Raw genomic sequence first — 13066 nt, 5'->3', positions numbered from 1 at the left:
TCTTGTTGACATATTCCGGTTCTTACCTCATCTCAGACCGATTGGCTATTTTGAGCAACCACCTTGATTCAACAGGGGAGTATTTGACACCAGCGGCAGTCGAACTATGAACGTTGCTCCCTGACCTTCCCCTTGACTTTCAGCCTGAATCGTTCCTTCATGTAATTCAACCAACTGACGTACGATCGCGAGCCCCAATCCTAAGCCTCCGAATCGTCGGGTTGTGGTACTGTCTTCTTGGCGGAAATAATCAAATATATGGGGTAGGAAATCTGGAGAAATACCCCTTCCAGTGTCAGTAATGGTGATTTGAGCATAGGTTGGGGATTGGAATTTGAGGGTTGGGGATTGATACAGCATTTCCCGATTCCTCATTGCCCATTCTTGATTCCCAAACTGTTCCAATCTCACCTCGATTTGACCACCGGACGGGGTAAACTTCACAGCATTAGAAAGCAGGTTCCAAACAATCTGTTGGAGACGGTTTGCATCGCCCAAGATACTTCCCGAAATAAAACTTAGTCTGGTTTGAATATCAAGCTGTTTTTCTTCAGCCGCCAAACGTACAGTTTCTAAAGCCGCTTCGATGATAGTTGTCAGATTTACAGGTGCAATGTTCAAGGCCATTTTTCCTTGCAAGATGCTGGACACATCTAACAGGTCTTCGATCAATCGCGCTTGCAATTTGGCATTACGTTCGATCGTTTCCAACGCTTGATTAGTTTTGGTTGCATCTAGCTGTTGACTGCGTAGCATTCTGGTCCAACCCAAAATTGGATTAAGCGGTGTTCGTAATTCGTGAGACAGGACGGCCAAAAACTCGTCTTTGAGGCGATTTGCGGATTCTGCTTCACGTCGTGCTGCTTCGCTAGCAGCTCGGTCGAGTTGCGCTGTCTCATACAGTTGGGCATTGTCGATCGAGATAGAAACCTGGGTTGTGAGTAGATTGAGTAGCTCAATACGATCGCGCGTAAATACCCCAGAACTCAAATTATTCTCCAAATACAAGATGCCCGTTAATTTACCTTGATGAATGACAGGCAGACATAGCACAGACTTCGGCTGATGCTGCACCACATAGGGGTCTGTCTTAAACTTTTTCTCAGAGTGGGCATTATGCAGCACTAATGGTTGTTTGGTGTGTCTAACATAGTTAATCACGCTGATAGGCAGTGATTGGCTCTCTTCTAAAGGAACGGATTGAATAGAAGCTTGCTCTGCTAGTGTTGCCTCAGCTTCAATCACCCATTTATCATCCTTGTTCAGGACAAAGGCACCCCTCTGAGCACCCGCATTCTCGGTGACAATCCGCAGCAGCTTATCAAGCAAATTATTGAGAACAATTTCTCCCGACAAAGCTTGAGATGCCTTGATGACTGTCATTAAATCTAGCTTTTCAGCATCAGTGGAAGATGTTGACACTACCGCCAGCGTATCATTTGGCTCCGTAAAGTACTGAGAATCCAAGCTAATGGCTAGCAAAGACCCATAATGTTCATCTAACAACTTGACCTTTGCTGTTGCCCCCCACTTGAGGTAACCTAAGCGAGCGTCTTGTAAGTAAGCTTTGGCAATCTTGTTCTTACCCTTAGATAAATAAAATTTCCCGGCTAATTCGTTCCCCAAGGCTTCGTGATGAGCGAACTGGCAATCATAGGCAGCTTGAATCGCTTGGTCGTATAGATCCCATGCAAGGTGGTCTTTCTCCTCAAGTCGAGCCACTTCTGCTGACATCAAGTAGTACTTGTACAGGAAGTTATGAGGGCAATCATCTGACCACCGTTTCATTCGCTCCTGATTACGAAGCAAAATCTGTTGAGTGGGTTGTTGCTCTTCCTGGGGCAAATCAGCATAAAGGGCGGTAAGCACCAGGGTATAATAGAAGCAATGTTCAGTGACAACCACTTGTCCGGGTAAGAGATTTAAAATCGTTTCAGCGGTTGCCTCGCCTAACTCTCTTGCCTCGTGATAACGCTCTAGAAAGTAGAGTACCCTCAATCGCTCCACATAGTAGAACTGTAAATTGCTAGCCTCTTCCTGAGCACGACAATATTCTAGCAGTCTCGTTTGATCGCAAGGTTCATCAGTTAGTTCTAAATTGAATTGAGACTGTTCTTCACCCTTAAGACTCAATATCGCCTGGCATTGTCCAGTATAGAGATAGTTTGTGGTTGGGTCTTTATGCCGCTTTAGGAAGTCCTTGTATTTTTGAACTTCATCGTACACGTTATCCAAAAAAACTCCCGTTTCTAGCAGTCGCCAAATAATGTGCAACACAGCAAAGCTAGCAAAGCCGAAGTCGCCCACTTCTAAACCATTTTGGTAGGACTTGATTAAGTAGGGCGAACTCGTCTGCATGGGTTGTTTCCAGTGGTTGATCATGGCACCAAATGGAAAGCAACTCTTGCATTTCATCTGGGCATCGTTGTACTTATCCGCGATCGCCATTGCGAGCCGACCAAACTCGTAACCTGTCTGAATATCTCCTAACGCAGCACAACTAATCACGGCATACGCACTAATGCCAAGGGCAGCCACACTCGCTATGCCGAATTGCAAAACTAAATCCACGGTTCTGACTGCAACTAACGCCAACATTGTTGGACTCATTCGATAGGTTGCAACCGTCATATCCCGCAACACAATCAATACGGCTAATACCTCTGGATCACTGATTTCTGGTAGATCGATCAGTTCAGAGATTTGTAAACCTGCTAGGTTAAGCTGTATTTGAGCAAGCTCTTGTTGAACAGTTGCTTGCAATGGTTCAGGATCAAGGGGAAAATCACAACCAAATAAGTTGAGTGCTGATCTACCTGTTTCTAACACATCACTAATACGATTTGCGTCTGTGTGGACAAGCATCTTTACGCTATAAACTTTCGCTTGTTCCAATTTAGTTTTGGCATGGGACAGCGCAATATCCACAAGTTGTTCTGACAATGCCAATTGCCCTGCTACACAAGCACATTCAGAAAGTCCCAGATGCAGAGAAAACGCTAGTGAATAGCAGGTGTCCCAGCAATTATTGGGCAACAATTTAAATCCGGTCTGTAAATAGGCGATTGCTGCGTCATAGGCAGCCGATAGTTTTGCCTTCTGTCCAGCTTTTAAATTTAGTTGAGCTAAATGAATTCTGTCTTGCAAATCATCAATGAGGTTCAAGCCAATATTAAGTTGATTGACAATATTAAATAATTGCTTCTCCAATAGCTCTTCCTGTGTATCTTTAAGCATCAAACGACCAATACTCAAATGAGTCTTTTTTTTCTCATTCTCAGGAATTAGAGCATAAATCGCTTGCTGCACGCGATCATGTAGAAACTTATAACGAACGTTGATATCCTCTGAATGCTCAATGTTGTCTATCCACTTATAGCTTTCTCCAATTGGTAAAACTAACCCTGCGACTACAGCTTCCCATAATCCGTCCGCAGTTTTTGTTGGGGATTGTTGGTTGACGATCGCTAATGTTCGCAAATCAAATTGGTTCCCAATGCAAGCAGCTAATTTCAAAATCTGTTGAGTTTGAGTTTGCAACCGTTGCACTTTGCGTGTCATCAGATCGATCACATTGTCTGTAGCATCGAGTTCTCGAATTTGATCCAACTGCCACTGCCAAGAGCATTGAGCATAGTCATAGCACAGAAAATTTTCCTGGTAAATGTATTTGAGAAACTCGGCTGCGAAGAAAGGGTTACCTTGAGTTTTGTTGAAAATAAGTTCAGCTAACGGCTCGGATGAAACGATGTCACACTTGAGGGTATCAGCAGTGAGCTGATTGAGATCGGCTTGAACCAAGGGTTGCAAACAAAGACGATTGACAATGCCTTTGTTCTTCTCAATCTGATCCAGCATTAGCATCAGAGGGTGTGATGAACTCACCTCATTGTCACGGTAAGCTCCGATCAACAACAAATGTTGACTGGTCAAATCAGTTGTCAAGACTTGAATGAGCTTTAAGGTGGCTGAGTCAGCCCACTGCAAATCATCCAGGAACCAAACAAGGGGATGCTCTGCCTGGGCAAAGACGCGCACAAATTTTTGAATTACTGAGTTAAAGCGGTTTTGGGCTTCCGCAAGTGGCAACTCTGGCATAGGTGGTTGCTTCCCGATAATCAATTCGATCGCCGGAATTACATCCACAACTACTTGTCCATTGCTGCCCAAAGCGTTCAACAGCTTTGTTTTCCAACCCTGCATTTGGGCTTCATTTTCCGTTAGCAATTGTTGTACTAAATCTTGAAACGCCTGGATGACAGAACCATAGGGAATACTGCGTTGAAGCTGGTCAAACTTACCACTGATAAAGTAGCCACGAGTTTGCACCAAGGGTTTGTGGATTTCATGAATTAGGGAAGATTTGCCGACCCCAGAGTAGCCATAGACCAGCATCAACTCGGACTGACCCTGTGTGATACGTTCAAAGGCATTCATGAGCAGAGTGGCCTCCGCATCCCGTCCGTAGAGCTTCTGGGCAATTTCCAGGCGATCAGCAATGTCAAATTGAGCTAGGGGGAAATTGGTGATCGTTCCTTGAATTTCCCATTGACGGAGGCATTCCTCCAAGTCCGCTTTTAGTCCCTGAGCACTTTGATAGCGCTCCTCAGCAGTTTTAGCCATTAGCTTGAGAACGATAGCGGACAAAACAGTGGGAATTTTCGGATTGAATTGTGTCGGTGGCGGTGGAACCCTTGCAATGTGGCAGTGAACGAGTTCTAGTGGGTCGTTGCTAATGAAGGGAGTGCGTCCGGTCAGCATTTCATAGAAAGTGATGCCGAGGGAATAGAAGTCGGTACGGTAGTCGATCAAGCGGTTCATCCGCCCAGTTTGTTCGGGCGAGATGTAAGCAAGGGTACCTTCCAGAACGCGGGGGCTGCCAGAGCTTTGGTTTTCTCGAGGTAATCGGGTAGAAATTCCAAAGTCGATAATTTGGATTTCCCCTGTAGTAGGGTTAAGAATAATATTCTGTGGCTTAATATCTTTGTGAATAATGTTGTTCTGATGCAGAAGTCCCAACGTTTCAGTCAAGGCGATTGCAACCCTAAGAAACTGAGGAATAGCTAACGGTTGATCGGCAAGAAACTCAGATAGTGGCGTTGCCCCAAAGTCTTCTGAGACCAGGGCAATACCATTACTGCAGTCAAGGAGAGCATAGGCCCTACGAACACCAGGGATATCTAAATGTTTAACAATATCGTATTCATGTCGCAACCTGGCGATTTCTTTATGGGTGGGGTATTCTGTTTTAAGCGCTTTAATGACAACGGGTACTTTATCCTGCTCACGATAGCCACAATAAACAATAGTGTGCAGGCTTTGATGAATAATACCTTCAACCTTAAAGCCTGAAATACCGATCATGATTTTTGTTACTAAAAGAATCAGTCACTATGGACAAGGATTATAAGAATAGTTTGAAGGCAATTTACGATCGTTATTTCAGGCAATTAGAACACCCAGGTTGAAGTCTTTAACTCCTAACTTTGAAGAGGAGATCTTATACTAAGATCTGATTAGACCCATCACTTTCGCAATCCAACCAAGGAATGAAATTTAGCTAAGCCAGACTTTTGAAAGCTTTTGGAGTGGTAAACAGTAGTTCACAAATAACAAGGAGAGCTTGGCCCTTTGGGCGAAGAATTACTGGAAATTTACACTTTTGAGCCGAAATGTGAATGAGCAAATGATTTGGCATTATACAGCCCTTCTTGCCCAATGGAAGAGTTAGTGCTCTAAGCTCTTATCAAGCTAGAAATTACATGAATCAATTTTTCTGCTTCTATTGGTTTAGAAATGTGTTCTTGGAATCCTGCTGCTAACGCCTGTTGCTGATTGATCTCTCCAGCATAAGCCGTGAGAGCAATCGCCGGGATTTGCCCTCCTTGTTCAGGTGCGAGTTCTCTCACCTGCTGGATCAGCATATAGCCATCCATACCAGGCATGCCAATATCGCTGATCAAGATATCTGGCAAGGATTGAGTTAAAAGTAGGAGCGCTTCGTGGGCTGAAGTTGCAGCAATCATCTGTGCCCCCTGCTGTTCCAGTAAAAACACGAGCAAGTCTCGTGCATCGATCTCATCATCTACTACTAAGATGCGGATGCCACTTAAATCAGGGGGGTGCTCATGCAATGGTTCGTGCTGGTTCAGTTTTGATGGCGTTACCATCAGTGGCAGTCGAACGGTAAAAGTCGTGCCCTGTCCTTCTCCGGGACTGTCAACGCTTACGGTTCCACCATGCAATTCAACTAAGTGCCGTACGATCGCTAGCCCTAACCCTAACCCACCAAACTTACGAGTGGTTGTACTATCCGCTTGACGGAAATAATCAAATACATAAGGAAGAAAGTCAGCCGAAATACCTTTTCCAGTATCGCAAACAGTAATTTGAGCATGAGTATTAACTTGCTCCAATTGAACCATAACCTGCCCGCCGGTCGGAGTAAATTTAACAGCATTCGATAGTAAGTTCCATACAACTTGCTGTAATCGGGTTGAGTCACCTGAAACCAATCCTATTTCGGGATTTAACCTTGTCTTGATCGCAATTGACTTGGCTTCTGCTGCTAGTCGCACCGTTTCGATCGCAGCTTGAATCGTTGGTGCTAAGTTAACCGAGCTAACGGCTAGGCTCAATTTGCCTTGTAGAATCCGGGAGACATCAAGCAAATCTTCAATTAACTCAGATTGCAGTTTGGCGTTTCGTTCAATGGTTGCTAGGGCTTGCTTGGTTTTTGACTCATCTAGTTTGCCATTCAGTAGCAGCCCAGACCAACCGAGAATTGGGTTCAGGGGCGATCGCAACTCGTGAGATAACACTGCCAAAAACTCATCTTTGACGCGGTTGGCAGCCTCAGCCGCTTCCCGTGCTGCTTGCTCCCGTGCCAATAGCTGTTCGCGTTCGACCTCAGCTTGCTTGCGATCGCTAATGTCTACGTAAGCTCCAATCACCCCACGAACGTTACCCACTTCATCTCGTAGTGGCACGGCTCGTCCATACATGTAATGCACGACGCCATCCTCAAATACGAGTTCGGCTTCCTGTATGACTTCCTGGCCTGTGCGCCCTGCCTTTTGTAAGGAAAGCTCTTCTGCTAGAATGTCTTCTCCATCGCGCTGTAGCTTAAATTTGAGGGGATAGATGCCATCAGTAGGGGTGGCAGTTGTTGGCTCACCCGGTTCCGCGCGCATCAATTTGTAAGCAGCTCGGTTTACCGTTACTTGGTGACAGTCAGGGTCATGGGCTAGCCAAATGCCAACTGGAACAACTTCCATCAGCGTTTCCAATTCTTCGGCATGAGTCCTGGCAAGTGCTTCACTTTCGCGTAACGCCAGTTCTGCTTGTTTAAGATCGCTCAGATTTACATAAAAGGCAATGATGTCTTGTTGCTGATCGTAAGGTTCCTGGAGTAGCGCTAACCCGATGAGTATGGGCACCCTCGTACCATCTTTGCGAATATATTCTTTCTCAAAGGGAGTTGCGGTTCCCTTCGTTCTGAGTTCTACTGCTGCCTGTTCATCGAGTGGCAAAAACTCAGGCGGGTTAATATCCATCCATTTCACCTGCCCCGTCTCAAGTTCTTCGCGAGTGTAACCAATCATCTGAAGAAAATAATCATTGACGTAATGAAAGCCACCTGTAAAGTCACCAAAGGCAACACCAAACATATTGGATTCCACGAGACGACGGAAACGCCGCTCACTTTCTTGCAAGGTGGCTTCGGCTTGTTTGCGATCGGTGATGTCAGTGGAAACTCCAATCAATCCGATGATATTGCCCTGTTCATCCCGATAGGGCGCTTTAGCTGAAAGAAATATTCGGTTTCCTTCTGGCACAACGACCAATTCCTCAAAAGTAATGACCTGTCCGCTTTCCATAACGCGACAATCGTTCTCTGCTATTTGAGCGGCGTCTTCTGGTCCGAGGTAATCTACTTCTGTTTTGCCGATCAGCTCTGCAACGGATTTGCCCAGTAAGCGAGCTGTGGCTGGATTTACCATCTGTAATCGTCTTTGACGATCCTTGATGTAAATCAGGGTGGGAGTCACTTCGTTTACGGTATTAAGGATGGCAAGGCTTTCTCGTAAGGCTGCATCCATCTGTTTGCGATCGGTAATATCAAACACAACCCCAAGTGCTCGAATGGGCTGTCCTGTTTCGTCATAGGTGAAACTTCCTAAGGAAGCTACCCAGGCAATCTCTCCACTATCAGCTCGAATGACTCGGTATTCTGTTCGGTAAAGCTGATGGTTTAGCTTGGACTGTTGCCACTTTTGCAGAACCAATTCTCGATCATCGGGATGAACTCGACTACTCCACATCTCATAACTGGCTTCCCGATTCTCAATGGGTTCATACCCTAGCACTTTGAAATACTGTTCTGACCAAATTAACTTTCCAGTCCTGATATCTAAGTCCCAACTGCCCATTTGAGCAGCTTCCATTGCAAATCTCAACCGTTCCTCACTTTCGCGCAAGGCGGCTTCAGCATATTTGCGATCGGTGATATCAATGGCAACTCCAATCCAATACTCAATCTCACTAACGTCATTGGTCACAGGCAGGGCGCGAGCATAGAGCCAGCGATACTCCCCATTGGCATGACGAAACGGAATCTCAATGTCGTAGTCGGAAACATTGCTCGTTGCGGTCATCCAAGTCTCGTAAGCGCGATCGCGATACTCTGGATGAATGAACTCGGACCAGCCGTTGCCCTGGAACTCTGAAAGCGATCGCCCAGTGAAGTCTAACCCCCACTGATTGACATAGGTGATGAAGCCATCGGGTCGGCTCATAAACACCAGTTGCGGGGATAGCTCGGTGAGTGCCCGATAGCGATCTTCACTCTCACGCAAAGCCACTTCTGATCGCAGCTTTTCGACGGCTAACCAGACCCGTTCTGCCGCTGTTTCCAGCAGATTGATTTCACGTTCTTGCCATTGCCTGGGCTCATTGGTTGCAGCAATGAGATTCACTGCCCAGCGACCGTCCATAAAGAATGGCACAACGACGTGAGCGCGAATTGCGAGGGGTTCGTAAACAGTCGCATAACAATCGGCGGTGCGCGGATCGTGTTTGTTGTCGTTAGAAACCTGGAGTTGCCCCGATCGCAGCAAATCCAGAACGAAAGGCGGGTAGTGAGAAAGGCGGTGCTCACCCACAAGCGACGGCAGCGAGGTATGGTAATCGCTGGTGATCCAGGCGCGATCGTTTGCCTCATCGGTTTGAGCAAAGTAGCATCGCTTGAGCTGCAAATACCGCCCAATCATTTCATTAGCCATTGTCATCAGGTGAGCGGCACTGTCGCTGGTGCGAATCACTTCACTCAGGTCAGACAAAAACTGCGTATCTTGCTCCCGCAGCTTGCTGTCATGAATGTCTGTGCAGGTTCCGACCCATTTTGTCACTTGTCCAGTTGCATCTTTGACGGGGATGCCGCGTACCAGTTGCCAACGCCATTCTCCGGTGCGGTAGCGAAAGCGATGTTGAATTTCTAGCGGCTCACATGACTGAAGGCTGTGTGCCCAGTCACGTAAAGTATTTGGCAGATCATCGGGGTGAACCACCTGTTGCCAGTCCCAATCGTAAGACTGTTCTGGAGGCAGTCCGATGTAGTCTGCCCATTGGTTGCTCAGGTAGTCTACATTGCCCTCATGCGTCGCTGTCCAGATCAGTTGGGGAACTGTAGCTGCCAGTGTGCGGAACCGCTCCTCGCTTTCGCGCAAGGCTTCCTCAGTCTGCCTGCGATCCGTGATGTCAAAGCTGGTTCCGACATAGCCCAGCAGGTCTCCAGAATTGCTGAACCGTGGCGCAGCATAGCAGTCAAGCCAGCGATATTGCCCATCTGCTCGTTTGACTCGAACCTTTGCCTGGAAGGGTTTGTGCTCCTGAAGTGCCTCCAAGTAAGCAGAAACATACGGTTCTGCGTCATCGGGATGCAGGTCAACCTGCCAGCCAAATCCTTGAATCTCTTCTAACGTTTTGCCAAAGAAGTCTAAGTAAGCTTGATTGACGAATTCGCAACCTCCATCTGCACCGTTCAGCCAGATCAGCGATGGGGCACAATCCGCCAGCACCCGAAAGCGTTCTTCACTCTCGCGGAGAGCAGCTTCAGCCCGTTTGCGATCGCTAATATCCTGTGCTGCACCCACGTAATAAATAGGACGACGCTCAGCATCAAACAACGTTTGTCCGCGAGCCAAGATCCAACGCTCAATCCTGTCCTCAATGCCAATGACACGAAATTCAGCCTCAAAGATGCCATCTCCATTGGGGGCAATTGCTTTTGCAGCCTGTTGTTCGACATACTCGCGGTCTTCAGGATGGAGTCCAGCATTATGGACGGCTAAATTTACCTCGGCATCCGGTGCTAACCCCCACATCGCTTTCAATCGAGCATCCCAAATGAGTTCATCCGTCACCGGATTCCATTCATAGGGCGAAAATCGAGCAACTTCGATCGCGCTTCGCAATTGCTGTTCGCTCTTGCGTAACTCCTCTTCAATTCGTTTGCGATCGCTAATATCTTGAAAATAGACTGCAACTCCCCCAGGTGAAGGATAAGCCCTGACCTCCAACCATTGTTGAACAGGTTCACCAAACTCTTCCCATGAGACAGAAACCTGTTCTTCCAACGCTCGGTGCAATTCTCGGTAGGTGAGTCCACCCACCTCGCCAGGAAATACCTGCCAAACATTTTTGCCAAGTAGCTCTTCGGGAGACTTCTGCAGCAGTTGCAGCGCAGCAGGGTTTGCATAGGTATAACACCACTGGCGATCGAATGTGACAAACGCATCCGTTATGCATTCCAGAATTTGATTAACGTGTTGATAAACTGCTTCCGCTTCTTGTAAGGATTCAGCACGTTTTCGTTCTGCTTCGTACGTCTGGGCTTCAGTAATTGCCGTTGTGATGTTGCTTGCAACTAAGCCAAAAAAGTCATGATATTCCTGGTCAAATGCTCTTCGAGGACTAATCCCTAGCACCAATAGTCCTGCTAACTGCTCTTTCTGTCCCAATTGGGCGATCGGCATCACGAAAGCCGTTCTGGGAGCTTCTGACCAAACGCCCTGAGGAAGGGTCTCCCCAAACCGGGAGGTTAAATTTTCAATCCATTGGGGCTGACCCGTTGCTTTTACCTGGTTTAAATTCCACGAGTCTGTTGTTCCAGTTAGGTCAACCGTGTGAGGACTGGCAGCTGTCCCTGCCTCAATGCCTACTGTGCTAACTAAGTCTGCCTGGTTGCCCTCCTTCACTAAATACAACAGAGCAAATGGAACATCGTAGGGATTGTGGGTCAGGGTTTGGGTGGCAAGACAGCAAGCTTCAGTAATAGTCTTTGCCTTTGTCGTCGAGCCTGCCAGGTCTCGCAAGGTTTTCAGGCGGCGCTCACTGATGACTCGTGCAGTGGTTTCGGTCACGGCGGTAAACACACCACCGACTTGCCCTGTTTCATCTGGAATGGGACTGTAGGAAAAGGTGAAGTAACATTCCTCAAGATATCCGTTGCGACTCAGCACAAGGAGTTGATCATCTGACTGGGTTGACTGTTGGGTTGCCAGCACCCCCTCTAGCATGGGTCCAGTCACTGACCACCCTTCTTGCCAACACTCTGCTCCTCTTTGCCCCAGCGCTTTCGGATGCTTGGTTGCACCCAAGATCGGACGATAGGCATCGTTGTAGAGCATCACCAGTTCTGGTCCCCACCAAATTAGGATTGGGAATCGGGACATCAGACAAATGCTGAGTGAGGTGCGTAAGCTCTGTGACCAGGTTTCAGCGGGACCCAGTGGTGTTTGCGACCAATCGAGCGATCGCATGAGTACCCCCATTTCACCGCCGCCGACAAAAATCTCTTCAGACGTTACCACGATTTCACCTCCTCCCCTCTGTCGCCTTCTGGGAGTACTTGACTCGTAGTGCCTCACCTTGCTCTCCTAAGAGACTCAAGAGAGTATCAATTTGCTTGAGCGCCAGGGGTGAGGGTGTAGCATGCCCATTTTCCCAACGGTTAATCGTGGCAAAGGTCATGCCCAGTTCATCAGCAAACTTCTCCTGCGATAGCTGCATGGTGCAGCGTAGTTCCCGCACCAAGTTGCCGATCTCAGGTTGCTGCATCCAACGCTGTTTCGGTTTGAGAAGCATCCCAGCCAGGAGGTATATAGAGCTATATAGTACTTTCGGTGGGAGTATTCTTTTTGGCAATCTGCCGGAAGTAAGAAAACATTTCCTAGCAAAGCATATCGAGAATGAGGATGGCGAACCTTTCACTTAGTTATTTTCGCTGAACAAGTTACACAAAGTTCTAGTTACTAATGAAGAGCAAATAGCAGAGAACGTTGGATAACTTCAGTGGCTCATTCAGTTGAAAGTTTCTGCTTTAAAACTCGTAAAATTGATTCTTTTTGAGGCACCCAAAGTTGCTACGAACGCTGATTATGTCTGGGTTACAGCTCTAAGTAGCACTATTGCTTATCGTCAACTAGAGAGTGAAATACTGTCGGTAAACGCAGATCCGGATCGCAGGAACGAATCGCACCCGCGATCCTACAAACTTTAATCCTCGCCGATCGCCCTCAAATACGCCTCAGCCGCCGCCTGCTTAAACACGCCCTTAGTGGCCTGCTTGAAGCGAAGCTGTCATGAAGTGCAATTAGGCTGAAACCATTATGGAATATAGGTTTGAGTACAGTTATCTTGTACTAGAAAAATCTATTATTTTCCAAATTAGCCTCAATTAAGCAACGAGTTTGCGTTGTTTCAGGCTCCGAATTAGGGCTAATTGCATCTGGTGACAGCTTCGCTTCAAGCAGGCCAAAGAGGGGCGCTTGAAGGGTTGCTGTCATGAGATGCAATTAGGCTTAATAATTTTAGGCTTATCCCCAATCAATCCCTATTGCTTAACGTGATTGTGTTGTTTCATGCCTTGAATTTGGTCTAATTGCATCTCATGACAGCAAGTCGGGTAAGAGGGAACACGTCACCGTGTCCCCCTCCCCTCAGAACCGCTCGTGACAGTCGTCCCATCAAGCGGCTCAAGCCATCTGTCACTCAGCATGTTTCC

Annotated in this window: 3 protein-coding genes; all 3 read right to left on the bottom strand. The window is 47.2% G+C overall.

What is annotated here, in order from left to right; translation table 11 throughout:
- Nucleotides 1–45: 45 nt before the first annotated feature.
- Nucleotides 46–5364, bottom strand: coding sequence for an ATP-binding sensor histidine kinase (locus NDI52_RS29485; protein ID WP_190769853.1), 5319 nt, complete (start codon nt 5362–5364; stop codon nt 46–48).
- A gap of 371 nt (nt 5365–5735) precedes the next feature.
- Nucleotides 5736–11873 (bottom strand): PAS domain S-box protein, encoded by a 6138-nt coding sequence (locus tag NDI52_RS29480; RefSeq protein ID WP_348256837.1) that lies wholly within the window; start codon nt 11871–11873, stop codon nt 5736–5738.
- 4 nt (nt 11874–11877) lie between these two features.
- Nucleotides 11878–12120, bottom strand: coding sequence for a helix-turn-helix transcriptional regulator (locus NDI52_RS29475; RefSeq protein ID WP_199330792.1), 243 nt, complete (start codon nt 12118–12120; stop codon nt 11878–11880).
- Between the last annotated feature and the right edge of the window lie 946 nt (nt 12121–13066).

Origin of the sequence: Leptolyngbya sp. PL-A3 (assembly GCF_039962325.1) — a bacterium.
In the GTDB taxonomy this organism is placed as follows: domain Bacteria; phylum Cyanobacteriota; class Cyanobacteriia; order Elainellales; family Elainellaceae; genus Vacuolonema.
Note: the sequence above shows the minus strand (reverse complement) of the source record. Positions and strands in the feature narration are given on the sequence as shown.

Coding starts and splice junctions, on each gene's coding strand:
- NDI52_RS29475 (WP_199330792.1), bottom strand. CDS start 12,120: ATGCAGCAACCTGAGATCGGCAACTTGGTGCGGGAACTACGCTGCACC.
- NDI52_RS29485 (WP_190769853.1), bottom strand. CDS start 5,364: ATGATCGGTATTTCAGGCTTTAAGGTTGAAGGTATTATTCATCAAAGC.